The organism is Auritidibacter ignavus (genome assembly GCF_003703835.1).
Lineage (GTDB): Bacteria > Actinomycetota > Actinomycetes > Actinomycetales > Micrococcaceae > Auritidibacter > Auritidibacter ignavus.
Window position 1 is genome coordinate 1 of the sequence record NZ_RDQR01000015.1, and the last position, 14717, is coordinate 14717.

At 59.8% G+C, this 14717-nt stretch carries 12 protein-coding genes and 3 tRNA genes; 12 read left to right on the top strand and 3 right to left on the bottom strand.

Going from position 1 to position 14717, the window contains the following annotated elements; genetic code table 11:
- Positions 1 to 397: 397 nt before the first annotated feature.
- The 3 genes from DYI20_RS08205 to DYI20_RS08215 all read left to right on the top strand — a co-directional run bounded on the left by DYI20_RS08205 (position 398) and on the right by DYI20_RS08215 (position 1300).
- A complete protein-coding gene (locus DYI20_RS08205) occupies positions 398 to 661 on the top strand; it encodes a GlsB/YeaQ/YmgE family stress response membrane protein (protein WP_110099439.1) in 264 nt (87 codons plus the stop codon).
- 108 nt (positions 662 to 769) lie between these two features.
- Positions 770 to 1117 (top strand): GNAT family N-acetyltransferase, encoded by a 348-nt coding sequence (locus tag DYI20_RS08210; protein WP_110101350.1) that lies wholly within the window; start codon positions 770 to 772, stop codon positions 1115 to 1117.
- A 106-nt stretch (positions 1118 to 1223) separates the two neighbouring features.
- Positions 1224 to 1300 (top strand) — tRNA-Pro (locus tag DYI20_RS08215).
- A gap of 57 nt (positions 1301 to 1357) precedes the next feature.
- Here DYI20_RS08215 and DYI20_RS08220 read toward each other — a convergent pair.
- Positions 1358 to 2038 carry an NADPH-dependent F420 reductase gene (locus DYI20_RS08220; protein WP_110101351.1) on the bottom strand — a complete coding sequence of 227 codons (681 nt, stop codon included), beginning with the start codon at positions 2036 to 2038 and terminating at the stop codon, positions 1358 to 1360.
- A complete protein-coding gene (locus tag DYI20_RS08225) occupies positions 2019 to 2933 on the bottom strand; it encodes a fumarylacetoacetate hydrolase family protein (RefSeq protein ID WP_110099436.1) in 915 nt (304 codons plus the stop codon). The genes DYI20_RS08220 and DYI20_RS08225 overlap by 20 nt, the downstream gene beginning before the upstream one ends.
- A gap of 83 nt (positions 2934 to 3016) precedes the next feature.
- On the opposite strand from DYI20_RS08225, the gene DYI20_RS08230 reads away from it, so the two are divergent.
- Genes DYI20_RS08230 through treZ form a run of 3 tightly spaced genes read left to right on the top strand, consistent with a single transcriptional unit; the run spans position 3017 to position 8943 of the window.
- The gene (locus DYI20_RS08230) at positions 3017 to 4333 is read left to right on the top strand and encodes an aldo/keto reductase (protein ID WP_110099435.1); all 1317 of its coding nucleotides are present in this window, start codon (positions 3017 to 3019) and stop codon (positions 4331 to 4333) included.
- 10 nt (positions 4334 to 4343) lie between these two features.
- Positions 4344 to 6947 (top strand): malto-oligosyltrehalose synthase, encoded by a 2604-nt coding sequence (gene treY / locus DYI20_RS08235; RefSeq protein WP_158524762.1) that lies wholly within the window; start codon positions 4344 to 4346, stop codon positions 6945 to 6947.
- Positions 6948 to 6954: 7 nt separating this feature from the next.
- Positions 6955 to 8943, top strand: coding sequence for a malto-oligosyltrehalose trehalohydrolase (gene treZ, locus DYI20_RS08240; RefSeq protein WP_243857690.1), 1989 nt, complete (start codon positions 6955 to 6957; stop codon positions 8941 to 8943).
- Here treZ and DYI20_RS08245 read toward each other — a convergent pair.
- Positions 8869 to 10197, bottom strand: a complete 1329-nt coding sequence (locus DYI20_RS08245) for a DUF4032 domain-containing protein (protein WP_110099432.1) — start codon at positions 10195 to 10197, stop codon at positions 8869 to 8871. The two genes, treZ and DYI20_RS08245, sit on opposite strands and share 75 nt — an antisense overlap.
- 197 nt (positions 10198 to 10394) lie before the next feature.
- On the opposite strand from DYI20_RS08245, the gene DYI20_RS08250 reads away from it, so the two are divergent.
- The 6 genes from DYI20_RS08250 to DYI20_RS08275 all read left to right on the top strand — a co-directional run bounded on the left by DYI20_RS08250 (position 10395) and on the right by DYI20_RS08275 (position 14699).
- Positions 10395 to 11189, top strand: a complete 795-nt coding sequence (locus DYI20_RS08250; protein ID WP_158524763.1) for a DsbA family protein — start codon at positions 10395 to 10397, stop codon at positions 11187 to 11189.
- 136 nt (positions 11190 to 11325) lie between these two features.
- Positions 11326 to 11399 (top strand) — tRNA-Thr (locus tag DYI20_RS08255).
- 218 nt (positions 11400 to 11617) lie between these two features.
- Positions 11618 to 11691: transfer RNA gene (locus tag DYI20_RS08260), tRNA-Val, on the top strand.
- Between the two features lie 150 nt (positions 11692 to 11841).
- A complete protein-coding gene (locus DYI20_RS08265) occupies positions 11842 to 12186 on the top strand; it encodes an ArsR/SmtB family transcription factor (RefSeq protein ID WP_110099430.1) in 345 nt (114 codons plus the stop codon).
- The gene (locus tag DYI20_RS08270; protein WP_110099429.1) at positions 12183 to 12479 is read left to right on the top strand and encodes a hypothetical protein; all 297 of its coding nucleotides are present in this window, start codon (positions 12183 to 12185) and stop codon (positions 12477 to 12479) included. The genes DYI20_RS08265 and DYI20_RS08270 overlap by 4 nt, the downstream gene beginning before the upstream one ends.
- A gap of 288 nt (positions 12480 to 12767) precedes the next feature.
- On the top strand, positions 12768 to 14699 hold the full coding sequence (locus tag DYI20_RS08275) for a threonine/serine exporter family protein (RefSeq protein ID WP_110099428.1): 1932 nt from the start codon (positions 12768 to 12770) through the stop codon (positions 14697 to 14699).
- Positions 14700 to 14717: the final 18 nt, after the last annotated feature.

Here is a 14717-nt window from a genome sequence, read left to right on the forward strand (position 1 = left end):
TGGGAGAGTAGGACACCGCCGGACAATCATTACACGGTCGGGGACGAACAGACCACACCGGTGACAACGACGCCACCACCGCCCAGGCTCTGTTCGTCCCCGACCACCATTTAACCCACCAAACACCACCCAGCTCTTCCGCGGACTGTCGATCGGTTGCGACAGATCTGCTGCGCATTCGCTTCGTCGAAATGTTTCCGGTGGTACTTGGGACGGGACTTGTGCTCGGGCACGCGGTTTTCAATCTGATTTGCTATTATTTGTTTCGCTGGGTAGGTCTTGATTGTTGTGTGACCGTTCACGAGGTAGAGCTCGGGGTGTTGACGCTTTTCTGGCTGAGTATCCGTGCGTACCACGGACACTGTCTTGGGTAGGTTGACTGAAGGAAGGAACCACCATGAATTTCTTTGCTTTTCTCGTACTTGGACTCTTGGCCGGCATCATCGCCAGGATGATTCTGGGACGACAACATGGCTGGTTCGCCACTCTGATTGTGGGTGCACTTGGGGCCATGGTCGGTGGCTGGCTCGGTAACCTCATCTTTGGTGTCGGGGTGAACGAATTCTGGTCGCTGTCCTCGTGGGTGCTGGCCGTTGGAGGCGCGGTGATCGTTCTGGCGATCTATGGAGCCGTGTCGGGCCGGAACAAAGTACAACGCTAAACTAGCTACGTGACCAGCAGAAAGAGGCTGCCCCACTGCGGGCAGTGGAAAGACCTGGACCCCTTACTCTGCTACGGTATAGCGCGTTTGCGATTCCAGGTTTTTGTCATGGAGCAAGGCGTGATCAGCGTCGAAGAATTAGACGGTCGAGATCTCGAGCCCGGCGCGGAGATGTGGTGGTTGCAGGACGGTGACGTCCCGATCAGCACGCTACGTGTGCTCCGTGAAGGGCCACAACGTATTGCCATTGGTCGGGTTGCTACCCATCGTGATTATCGCGGTCAAGGACTGGCTGGAGCTCTGGTGCAAGCAGCCGTGGCTGCTTATCCGGAAGATCAGATTGAGTTGCACGCGCAGGCGCATTTAGAAAACTGGTACACGTCGTTGGGTTTCCGCAGAGAGGGCGAAGTTTTCATTGAAGCAGAGATTCCGCACGTGATGATGCGACGTGGCTGAATCAACACAACGTGTCCATGTGTGAGCTACGAGACGTCTTTTGGATATTTCCGGTTGTGGGTTTATGATAGGTACTCGTGGCTGAAAGGCCACGGACTCAACCCACCGGGGTGTGGCGCAGTTTGGTAGCGCGCGTCGTTCGGGACGACGAGGTCGCAGGTTCAAATCCTGTCACCCCGACCACCTTTGAGCCCTTCGTGCATGGCACGGAGGGCTTAGTTATTTCTCCGATACGCTATTTTAGTCCTGGCGGGACCCTGGCAACAGATAGCGGAGCTCATCGATCATCACCTCAGCGTCCATCGGCCGGTTGAAGAGTTTTTCGCCCGGCTCGAGGACCCAGCCAGACGCGAGGTTTGGTAACGTGACCGGGGCGAACCCGAGTTGGTCGAGCATACCGGCAACCAGCGTGGCTACCTGCGGGACATCGGTGGCAAGTGCTGAGGCACGTCGTGGAGTGGCAGTGAACCGATCGGCGGCATCCAGGTCCCAATGCGAAATATGATTTAATGCCTTAACCACAGCCAGCGTGCTGGAGAAGTGCGCGGCAACAGCCTCGGAGGAGGAGAGCCCCTCAGATCGCAGTGCCTGCAGCCAGGCCGGCAATGGCTCCTCCTCCCACCGATTGGTGGCATCAACCAGCACCACTCCAGATAGGGTCTCAGGATCGACGTCGTCCAGATCTTCTTGGGGCACCATCAACACCACGAGGTCAACTTCGGCTGCAATCTCATCAGCCTCAACGGCATGAGCATGGGGAGCGTACTGTGCTAGATGGTACTTCAGAGCTCGCGGTGGCCGGGAAGCAGCAATATCGACCTCAAAACCGGCCTGGTGGGCGACCCGGGCCAGCGCGGTTCCGGCTCGACCTGCCCCAAGGATCCCGAAGCGAGTGACCGAGTCAGGACGAGACAATGTCATTATGCTGGACACCGAGTCCCTGAATGCGAGTTTCCACCTCATCACCGGGCACCAGCCACGGTCGGCGACCTTTGTCGTTCTTCATCGCCAGTGCGACGCCACCCGGAGTCCCGGTCAGGATCAAATCACCGGGTGACAGCGTAATAATCTCGGAGAGGTAGCTGATCAACTGTGCCGGGGTGAAGACCAGATCGCCCACGGAATCGTCTTGGCGCACCTCACCGTTGACCAGCGTGGTAATCCGGGCGTTGGGGTCAAACTCATCGGGGGTGACCAGCCAGGGGCCGATCGGGGTGGTAGCTTCAAAAATCTTGCCCTGTGTCCACTCCGAGGTGCGTCCCTGATAGCCACGCAATGAGAAATCATTGGAAATGGTGTAGCCGGCCACGTGATCTAGGGCCTGGTCTTCGGGGATGTTCCGACCCGGTGTCCCGATCACCACGCACAGTTCCCCTTCGTAGTCAAGCCGGTGGTCCACTGCGGGGATCGCAATGGATGCTTCTGCTGAGGTCAGTGTCTGGGAAAATTTCGTAAACACCGTGGGATAATCCGGAAGTTCCAGTCCTGTTTCCTTGATGTGGTTGCGGTAGTTCAGCCCAATGCAGAACACCTTTGCGGGGTAGGGGATCAGCGTGTCATAAGTAGCCTGACTGACATCGAGCAACTGGCGTGGATCCTTTGTCGTGGTCTCTAAGGCGCGTTCCGCCAGCTGCTGGCGGACCTCGGGCGGCTGAGTGACTAGCTGCCCCACATCTGTGAACTCGGGGATCTGGACTCCCAGAGTGGCGTGCTCGGTTCCCTGTGCGTCAGTTTCGGTTTCGGTAATCAAAGCGACGAAACTCGCACCGAGCTTATCGGTGGGCTCATCGGGGACACGGAAGGTCGCAAACTTCATATCCTCATACCACCACAGATTCTGTGACCACCACAATAGGCTTCCTCTCGTCTTCTGCCAGGTCAGAGCCTAGGGTGGTGGGTATGAGTAAGCAGGCCTCAATCATGCTGGGCACCATGGAATGGGACGACCCGGTGAGAGCGCGTGAGATCCTTTCCCGCTGGGTGCAAGCACACCAGCAACCGGGCTCTGCGGTGTTCGACCATCAGCTCTGGGTGGACACCGCGGATATTTATCGTCGGGGTCGTGCAGAGACAGCGCTGGGTTGGTTGTTGGTCGAACAACCCGAATGGCGCGAGCAGTTACAGGTGCAAACAAAAATTGGCGTCGTTGCCGGCACCGACGAAACCCCAACCTGCTATAACAACTCCGGCGACCACATCCGCGCCGGGCTGGAACGTTGCCTGCAACACCTCGGTGTGGACACCATTGACCGGGTGCTGATTCACCGTCCCGATCCACGGACTTCGTTGCGGGATACTGCTCTGGCCCTGGTCGGTGCACACCGACAGAAGATCACCCGGCAGGTGGGCGTTTCCAATTTTTCCGCGCCCCGGTTGGAGGCCTTCAACCAGGTGTTGGCCGAGGCTTCCCAGGGGACGTTAACGATTAGCGCTCACCAGGTGCAAGCCAGTCTGACCGTCCCCGACGTGCTGGGGGCAGTGGTGGACCCCAACCGGTACCCCGGCTGGATGGGAGTGATCGAACACCGCGACACGCTGGGCATTGAGATTCAGGCCTACTCGCCCTTGTCGGGTGGCGCGGTCTTTCAGCGGGCCGGTGGGGCCCGTATCGCCGAGGAGCTCTCCGCACGAATAGGAGCGGTGGCAACCGGATGGCTGATGGCCGCCGGGAGTGTGGCCTCAGCGATGAACTCATCAATAGCTGTGAACGGCGAGGTTGCCATAGGCGAGAATGGACATATGTACGAAACACTTGATTTACAGAGCGGGAACCTTCTGATCGGGCTGGGAGTCATCCTGGCGATTGCGGGGCTCGCCGTATCGGCTCATGCCGCCTGGCGGAAACGCCGTTACCGGGCTATCGACACCGGTAAGACCATGGCCTTTGAAGGCGCCGACGCCCGGGTGGAAGGTCCCGAGGGCCGGATCGATGCCCGCTTTGAAACCTGGGCGGGACTCGGGTTGGTGGTGATCGGCGCCGGGCTACTGATCTGGGGGCTGGTGACCAACGCGAATACCAACCGGGTCATCACCAACAACGTCACGACCAAATATCCCGAGGTCGTGGAAGTCGAACCCAATCGCTGGATCGGTTATGCCCTGGACGCCACGCTGGTCTATGAGGACGGTCGTGAAGAATCTGGAGTTCGGATCATCTTCGATGAGCACACCGGTGAACCCCATATCAGTGGCGAGACGGACGAGAATCAACAGTGAGGACACCTCGATGACAGCACCTACCGCTACCTACCGCGTGCAGCTGAGCGACCATTTCACCTTGGCCGATGCTGGCCAGCTGTGGGGATATTTGCGTCGGTTAGGAGTGACCGGACTATACCTGTCTCCGATATTGCAGGCCAACTCAGGGTCAGACCACGGCTACGACGTGGTGGACCCCACCTGCGTGGATGCTTCCCGCGGTGGTGCCCAGTCCCTGCAGGCGCTGGCCGAGCAGGTGCATGCCGACGGGGGACAGCTGATCATCGATGTAGTGCCCAACCACGTCGGGGTGGGGGTGCCAGCCGAAAACCCGTGGTGGTGGGATGTGCTCGCCCATGGCCCGACCTCGCGCTACGCGCGATTTTTCGACATTGACTGGGCGGCCGGCGACGACCGGCTGGTTATTCCGGTGCTCGGGGAGGGCACCGCACAAGACCCGGGCGCCGAACGCGACCGGCTGTGCGTGCGCGAAAGCACTGCGGAGGCCGGGGCCGGGGCAGACCAAGGCATAACAGATCTGCGGTTGTGCTACGACGACAATGAGTACCCATTGGCCGAAGACACCGACCTGTCGGGCCAACCCCCGCAGGACGACCCAGTTGCTTATGCCGCTTGGGTGCGGGGTATCCACGACCAGCAGCATTACCGGCTCGAGCCGTGGCGAGATGGCGAGTACGAGGTCAACTATCGACGGTTTTTTGCGATCAACGAGTTGGCCGCGCTGCGGATAGAAGATCCGATAGTCTTCCAAGAAGCCACGACAGAAATCCGTCGCTGGTTCGCCGACGGGGTGGCAGACGGGCTACGCCTGGACCACATCGACGGACTGGCCGATCCGGGGCAGTTTCTGCGTCAGCTCCGGGACCACATTGGCGACAACGCCTGGGTGGTGGCCGAAAAGATTCTGGAACCCGGAGAAGCACTACCTGAGAGCTTCCCCGTGCAGGGCACCTGTGGCTATGACACGTTGCAGGCACTCGACCGGGTACTCATCGACCCGCGCGGAACCCAGGTTTTAGCGGGTATGACCGCCAGCGAGGCAGCGGAAACACCCCGGCAGCACGATCCGGTCGAGCGGTACCGGGACCTGGTCTACCAGCTCAAACACCGGGCGGTGACACAGATGCTGACTCCGGACCTGCACGCGGTGGCCCGGCTGGTGGCCCCGGACCTGGGACGCGAGTCCGATGACCAGCAGTTATTGGTCGGATTGACCACGCTGATGTGTGCCTTCCCGGTGTACCGTAGCTATGTGCCACTCGGCGAGGAGTACCTGCATCAGGCCGCCGCGGTGGCGGTCGAGCGCGATCCCAGCGTCGCCGAGGTCGTTGGACAGCTGATGCCGGTCCTGGCCGACCCGCAACATCCCGGCGCCATCCGATTCCAGCAAACCACCTCGATGGCGATGGCCAAGGGAGTCGAAGACACCGCCTTCTATCGGTTCAGTCTGCTCAGCTCAGCCAATGAAGTCGGCGCAGACCCAGCCCAAATCGGCATCAGTGTCCAAGAATTTCACGACCAGCAACGCAACCGGCTGACCCGGTGGCCAGAAACGATGACGACCATCTCGACCCACGACACCAAACGCTCGGAAGACGTGCGCGCTCGCATCCACGTGCTCAGCGAGTGTGCCCAGCAGTGGGCCGAGACCTTCGCGCAACTGACGCGGATGATCACCGACCAGCTCCCACGGGTGGGGGACGATCTGGCGCTATGGAAAATCGTGGTAGAAACTGGATTCGGCGCTCAGCCACTGTCCAACGCTGGGCTGGAATATCAGCGGTGGGACGACTACGCGGTCAAAGCAGCCCGGGAGTCTGGGGCGATCACCTCCTGGACCGAGCAAGATCAGGAGTATGAACACCAGCTGGGCGAGGCCCTGGAATTGTTACTCGATGATGCCCACCCCGTCGGGGCGCTGTGGGAGCAGTTCACCAGCGAGCTGGTGCCGGCCGCGGTGTCGAATCAGCTCAGCCTGAAGCTCTTGCACCTGGTCTCGGTGGGTGTGCCCGATATTTATCAGGGCACCGAAATCGTGTTCCCGACTATGGTAGACCCGGATAATCGGTGCGCGGTGGATTTCGCCTACCGCGCCGATCTGCTCGATGAGTTGGACCGACGGGTCGAGGCGCTGGGTTCGCCCGGTCTGACCCCGCCGCCCGACCCAGCGCCCGGTGCCGGCATCGATCGAGCGGCCTGGGGCGAGTTCGCCGATCTGACGAAGTTGTGGATCACCACCCAGGTCTTGCACCTGCGTTCGGATTGTCCTGACTGGTTCACCGAATACATCCCGCTTGAGGTACATAGTGACCAGGCTGGGGACGACCACGTGATCGGCTGCATCCGTGGCCAAGCCATTGCGGTGGCAACCCGGTGGCCGCTGGGCCTGGAACGCCAGGGCGGATGGGACACCACGACCAGCATTGTGGTGCCGAAGGCAGAATGCGTCTACCTAGACCTGCTGACCGGTACCAGCTACCGCTCGGATGCTAACCGCCGCATCGAGGTGGCTGATGTACTCCACATTCTTCCGGTGGCCCTGCTTGCCCCACAGGACCTGGTGCACCAAGACGATCCGGACACAGCCGGTGACACAGAACAGGCAGGCTAGTCCCGTGATGAACAACGACTCGGCCTTTCACTTCCACTCTCCCCCGGCCAGCCGTCGCCGGTATGCGGTCTGGGCCCCCGAAGCTGAAGAAATCGAGCTGGTAATCGTCACCGAACCTGCCGGTGAGCTCGCTCAACGCACTGACGGGCTGGCCACCGCAGACACCTGGCCGGTGACTGCCCGCTACCGGTTGACCACCGATGATCAGGCCGGGGGCTGGTGGTGGTTGAATGAGAAACACCGGGGCGAGATCCCCAACGGGGCAGGGTACGGCTACGTGCTGGACGGGTCCGGGCCCTTCCCGGACCCGCGCTCGCGGTATCAACCCGACGGCGTGCACGGCCCCTCCCGGCCGGTACCACCGTTACCGTGCGCATCGTCGCAGACGGCACCCAGCCACCCAGCACGGTCCAATGAACTCGCCGAGATGGTGATTTACGAGCTACATCCCGGCACGTTCAGCCCCACCGGGGATTTTGCCGGGATCATAGAACGGCTGGACTATCTCGTCGAGCTAGGGGTTACCCACGTGGAACTCATGCCGGTGGCAGGATTCCCCGGTCGTTTCGGGTGGAGCTATGACGGCGTGAACTGGTTCGCTATTCAGGCCAGTTACGGCGGACCGGCCGAATACGCCCGGCTGGTCCAGGCGGCTCACGCCCGTGGGCTCGGAATCATTCAGGATGTGGTTTATAACCACTGGGGCCCCGAAGGACATTACCTCAATCAATTCGGCCCCTATCAAGGCGCCGACGAGACCCGGTGGGGCGCCGGCCCCAATCTGGACGGTCCCGATTCCGACGAGGTCCGGACCTATATTCTCGATCAGGCCCGCATGCTCTTGCTGGACTACGAGGTCGACGGGTTCCGGTTGGACGCGGTGCATGCGCTGTCCGACACCCAAGCAGTCCACATCCTACAACAGTTGCGCGCGCTGACCGATGAGATTGGCGCCCAGACCGGGGTGAACCGGGTGCTGATCGCCGAATCCGACCTGAACGACCCGCGCATGATCGATGGGCTCGAGACCAACGGCCTGGGACCGCATGGGCAGTGGTCCGATGACTTCCACCACGCCGTCCACGTGGCCGCCACCGGGGAGACCCAGGGCTACTACGCTGATTTCGCCGACCCGAACGCGCTACCCAAAGCCATTGATCAAGGGTTTTTCCACGACGGGACCTATTCCAGTTTCCGCGGTCGCCACCACGGCCGAGCCCTGAACCATCACCGGCACCGGCCCAGCCAGCTGATCGTTTCCATCCAAAACCACGATCAGGTCGGCAACCGGGCCGCTGGCGATCGTCCGACCGCCAGCATCGAGTTATCCCGGGCCATGGGGCAAGCGGCCCTGATGCTACTCGCCCCGGGGACCCCAATGCTGTTCATGGGCGAAGAATTTGCCACCCGCACCCCGTTCCCCTTTTTTGTCGACTTCGCCGAACCCGAGCTGATCACCGGGGTCTCAACCGGGCGACGTCTCGAGTTTGCCGCCACCGGTTGGGACCCCGACACCGTGCACGAGCCCACGGCAACCGCCACCCGAGACCTGGCGGTCTTGGACTGGGACGAGCCAAACCGCGTGGGGCACCGGCAAGCTCTGGCCTTCTACCGCCGGCTGATTCAGCTTCGACGACAGCTCCCTGCCCTGCTGCGGACCGGTGAGTCCGAATCGCCCGAGGCGCTCGACTCGTTTGACTCGGTGCACACCACGGTGGACCCGGAGACCGGACTGATCCACCTGATCCGGACTGTTCCTACCGCACCAAGCCCCGCAGTGCCACGATTGCATCTGCTCCTCGCCTGGGGGCCCGACCCCGTCGAGGCTCGGATCTTACGTCGTGAGCAACGCCCACAGGATGTGCACCTACTGACCGGATTTGATCCGGTGCACGAGGTGGTCACCAACGACCTGGAGGCGCTAGTCGTTCCCAGACGGGCCCTGATACGTCCCGGGGCGGTGATGGTACTCGGTGTTGGGACGAGAAGCCTGTGAGCGGGAGACCGTATCTGCGGTGAGGGGATCATCGGGAGCACGCGGTGTCAGAATCTCCTGGAGATAAGACGTCACGGTCTCTTCAAGGCTGACCTGCTGTCCGGCCCGTTCGGAGAGATACCAGCGGTGCTCCAAAATCTCGTGCATGATTTCCGCCGGCTCCATCTTGCCAGCCAGTTCTGCCGGTAGGTGCTGAATGATCGGGTCGAAGACTTGCTGTAGCCACAGCTGAGCAGACAAGTGTTCATCGGTCTGCCAGTGTTGTTCTCTTCGGTAGTCGTCAATGGCCTGCAACAGTCGGCGAGCTTGATTTTCTTCCACGCTCAGCCCGGTCAATTGCAGTAGCCGACGGCGATGGTGGCCGGGATCGACGACTTTGGGGTTCAGCACCAGTTCACGACCACCGCGGGCGGGCGTGACATCGTATTCTTCAACATCAAAACCTAGCTCGTTGAGCCGACGGATGCGGTCTTGTAGGTGCATACGCTGATCGGTGGGCACCGCAAAGTCGGTGGTCAATTCATGCCACAGGTTGCGGTAACTGGCAGAGACCTGCTCCGCGGTGGCCACCGGGTCAACGGTTTCGGCCAACAAGCCACCGGCGATCAGATCCATGAGCTCGCCGGCAATATTGGTCCGAGCAATCTCCATATCGTGGGCGCGTTGCCCGGCCGAGACGTTCGTGCGTAGCTCCCCGGTCTCGGCGTCGACCAGATAGGCGGCGAACCCGCCGGCATCGCGACGAAACAGCACGTTCGACAGTGAAATATCGCCCCAATAAAATCCTTCGAGGTGTAGTTGGACGATCAGTACTGCTAGCGCGTCGATCACCCTGGTGAGGGTGTCGCGGGAGAGTTGCTGACTCAACACGGCCCGATACGGCAGAGAAAAAGGTAGATGTTGGGTGACCAACATAGCGGGGAGTGGTTCGTCTGCGGGATCCCGGCGGCCGGTAATCACCGCCAGGGGCACCACACAGGGGATATCGCGCCGGCCGAGCTGGCGTAATAATCCGTACTCAGCTTGGGCCTGTGCCGGTGTGGTTTCTTTCAGCGCTACCACTGCCGAGGGCAACCGGACGAATCGCACGACGTGTCGCGAAATACCACGGGGCAGTGCGGTGATCACCTGCTCGGGCCAATCCTCGAGGTTCTGGTGCAGGGGTAGGTCCAAGAGCTCGGCGCTGAGCGTGGGAGAGGAGTGTGTCGAGGAAATGCGGACCTGGTCATTGATGGGATGTGGAGCGGAATTCATTAGTACATGAGTGTGCCCCGAACTCCGGTTGCTGTCGAGTCCTGTGTAGCTGAGACACAAACTTTAAGATATTCAGATCCTTGGCACGATCACCGGTTATGCTATCCCAGGAGCCCGTGACCACCACGTTGTCGAGGATCAAAGATATGGCCAAAAACTCCAAGTCCGCAGGGGATGCGCGAACCAGAGCGCGCCAGATGCACGAAAAACAACTGAAAAAAGAAAAACGCAACGCCCAGATCACCACCTGGAGCATTGTTGGTGTGGTGGTTCTAGTCATTGCGGTGATCGCCGGGTTGCTTATATGGAACCAAAACCGTTCCATTCCTGAATCTGGTGAAGCCCCGACCATCGCCAATGAACACGGTGGTATTACCTTGGTGTCTACGACAGAATTCGCTGAGGGCGAGTCTCTCGGCGAAGTCAGCGCCAACGAGGTAGGCGAATCCAATATCACCGATGAACCCCCCGAAGAGGTGCCCGGCGGGGAAGAACGTGACCAGGATGAGCCCGCCCAGGTCATTATCTATGCCGACCCGGACTGCGTGCACTGTGCTGACTTCGAAATGGCCAATTCCGAGTTCATTAATGAGAAGCTAGACGCCGAAGAGATCACGGTCGAGTACCGCTTGGTTAACTACCTGGATAACCCCGGAACGAATAACTTCTCGTCTCGGGCTGCCAACACCGCGCTGTGCACCGCTGCAGAGCATCCCGAAAAGTTCAATGATGTGCTCACCGCATTATTCGAAACCTATAGCACCCATCAGGGCCAAGGCCTGTCCAACGATGAGCTGAAACAGCTGGCCAGCGATAACGGTGCTGACGTTTCAGACTGTATGTCGAATAACACCTACCGTCCGTTCGTGGACTACACCGCGGCGAAGGCTCGTGAAGGTGGTATTGCGGGAACTCCATCCATTTGGGTCAACGGCACGTTTACCACTCAGGATTCCTTCCAGGACGATGTGAATAACGCCATCGAGGACTAGGCACTCGAGGCATGAATGCAGCTGGGCGGCCCGAACCGGTTGGCATCTGCCACAGTTCGGGCCGCTCGCGTCTGCAAGATGAAATCGCCGACAAGTCTACCGATCCGGTATGCTAGAGAAGTTGCCTGAGGGCTTTGCCTCCTTAGCTCAGTTGGCCAGAGCATCTGTCTTGTAAACAGAGGGTCGCCGGTTCGAATCCGGCAGGGGGCTCTGACGCTGAGGGCCCTGTATCCACTAGTGGATACAGGGCCCTCGGCGTTGAATTCGGGGAATAACCTGCACGCCGGTCACCTTCCGCCCGTGGCTGGCATCCTGGGATTGATTCCCAGACAGTCCTCAGGCATGGTCGGGGCTAACGATGCAGTGTGGTCACCGCGACGTCCGATTTCGCGTTGACTCATCTTCCTGCTAAAGTATGACCTCTGTACGGATCCTTAGCTCAGCTGGTTAGAGCGTTCGCTTCACACGCGAGAGGTCGCTGGTTCGAATCCAGTAGGATCCACGGCGAGTCCCTGTTTGCTCCGAGCAAGCGGGGATTTTTTCATGTCTAAGATGTAGATGATAGACAACGCGGAGAGTGATCTGTGTTGCACTCCGATTATTGTCATGTGTACATATTGCAATATCTTTATATGTCTGGTGGAATAGAAATATGGACAGCGAATCAGGCGTTGCCGAGGCGGCGAAATTGTTCAAAGTTCTCGGTAGCGTTCCCCGATTGGAACTGTTGCACGAGATTGGACATGAGCCTCGCACTGTTGGGGCGCTTGCGGAAGCGACAGGACTGTCGCAACCGCTGGTCTCCCAGCATCTGCGGACCCTTCGGCAGGCCAGTTTGGTGACCGCGGTCCGATCGGGCAAAGAAGTGATCTATCACTTGGCTGACCTTCACGTCAGTCACGTGATCGATGATGCGCTGGCCCACGTTCAAGAACCTGAGACAAGCGTTGACGCGCCAATAGAACCCACAGGCACCGATGAAAAGGAGTCGTCATGACCGAGCAAGATGTACACGCTGAGCACACCATTGAAGAGCACGAGCACGGCGAGGACTGCGGCCACGAAGCAGTTCAGCACGGTGATCACGTGGACTACATCCATGGGACCCACCGTCACGCGTTGCACGGTGACCACTACGACGAGCATGAGTCCGTCGCCGAGCACACCATTGAAGACCATGAGCACGGCGAGAACTGTGGCCACGAAGCAGTTCAGCACGGTGATCACGTGGACTATATTCACGATGGCCACCGTCACGCGCTACACGAGGATCACTACGATGAGCACTAAGCGCTGAGTTTTGGCTCTGGATGTTAGCTCAGTGGGGATGCCCGAATTGGGTAGCCCCACTGAGTTTTTTTAATCCCGGGCTAACGCGCAGCTCACGACGGAACAGCAACGTGCATCACTGTTCGTGTGCTTTGCCAATTCACGTCGCATAAAGCGCCTTACTGGATAGTAGAACGCGATGAGTCACTCTCACGACAACTGTCACGGACCAGCTCAACACGGCCTAAAATTTAGGGTGGGTTAAGGCTGAGAATCTCGGCATCAGAATGAACTTTTTGAGGAGGCAGTATGTCTAAAAATGTGCGTACCGAACGCGACGAAGACGTCACAGAAACCACCTCAACGGATCATTCTGAGGCCCCGACAGAACAGCCCAGCACAGATTCGGACGTCATTCCCGTCATTCGCCCGGCTGTGGTGGCACCCAACCCGGATGCGTCAGCGCCACAGACCGCACCGGTGTACGAAGAACCGGAACCGGTGGCTGATCATGACCCGGTGCCTACCTCGGTGCTGTCGTCTACCACCACGGACCTTCCCTCGGTTACTCCCCGAGACTCGGAGGACCAGTCCGAGCGCGGTGGCTCCTCGCCCGAGAAGACTAGTGAGGACCAACGTCATGAGTTTGATGAATGGCGGCGTCCCGCGACCGACCCTCAGCCGATAGTTCCAGCTGGCTATGCCTCGGAGACCGAGACGGAAGCCGAGCCTTCCCGTCGTCGTTTTCCCGGGCTACCGACCTGGAAACCCAATCTCGGCGGGCGCACCCGCGGGGGCGTGTTTCGGAAAAGCGCCACTGATACTGCTCCCAGTAACGCCGCAGAGGATCGTCACTCCTTCGTTGACTCGATCCCTACCCAAGCGCTCCAGCTCAATAACCGTCTTTTCCAGTCGCCCTATCAAGCCCGACGAGTTGCCAACGCTGGACGCGACTATCGTCAAGTCGCTGAAAATGCTGATGTTGGCAATACGTTGCAATTTGCGTTGCGTTTGGGTGAGACCATGTTCCGTTTCGGAGCTGGTGCGCTGGAGGTCGAAACCTCCATTATTGTGGTCACCCAAGCATTCGGCGTCCCCGACGCGGAAATCGACATCACCAACCAAGCGATCTCTCTGAACTACGTTCCCGCCGGGGAAACCCCCTTCACCTATCAGCGCGTGGTGCGTTCCTGGTCCTCGAACTACGCGGGGCTGTCCTTCCTCCACCAGCTGGTCACCCGGATTGCCAACGGCGACGCCACCCGAGACGAGGCCGAAGCAAAACTGGCCGAGATCCGTCACCAGTCCAAGACCTTCCCGGGCTGGGTTGCACTGCTGGCCACTGGACTATTCGGCACGTCGTTCGTGATGTTCATCGGCGGTAGTCCAATGGCCGGCTTGATGACGTTTTTCTCGATGATCATGACCATGACGGCCGTGGATCTGATGGGACGGATCCGCATGCCTGAAGTCTTTGCCACCATGACCGGTGGCGCGGTGGCTACCGGGGTGGCGCTGGCTTTGTACGCCTTCGATGTTTTCCAAGACCCCTCGGCGGTCATCGCCGGGTCGCTGATGATGCTCCTACCTGCGCTTCGCATCGTCTCGGCTGTGCAGGACGGTATTAACGGCTTCCCGATGACGGCTGCCGGACGTATGGTTTCATCCCTGCTCAGTTATATCGGTCTGGTGGCGGGCATTGTGGTCGCTGTGGCGATCTCGGACCTGATCGGAGTGCCACAAATCGACCTGACCCGGGTTCCGGACTATGAATACCCGGTATGGCTGCTGGCCTTATTCGTCCTGATGGCCGCTCTGTTTGCGGCCATGAGTGATCAGTCTTCGGTGCGACTGCTGTTGCCCACCGGCTTGGTCTCCGGCATCGGTTACTTGGCGTATGTGGCCGGAGAAAATCTCGGCCTGGGGCCCACGGTCACGCCCGCGTTCGCAGCAGTGGCTGTCGGTTTCCTAGCACGTATTGTCGCGCTCCGATTGGGCGCACCCCAGCTGGTGGTTGCCGTGCCGGCGATCATGTTCTTGCTACCCGGGCTGATGATCTTCCGCTCGATGTACCGGATCACCATCTCAGCTGAAACCGTCCCCTCGGGCTTGATTGGAATGTTTAACGCGATGGTGATCATTCTGGCTATGGCCTTCGGGTCGGTGCTCGGTGATACTCTGGCTCGGCCGCTGACCGGTCGACTCTCCGATAACGAGCGTCGCCGGATTGGTCGTCGTTAGTCGCAAAGACGACAGGGG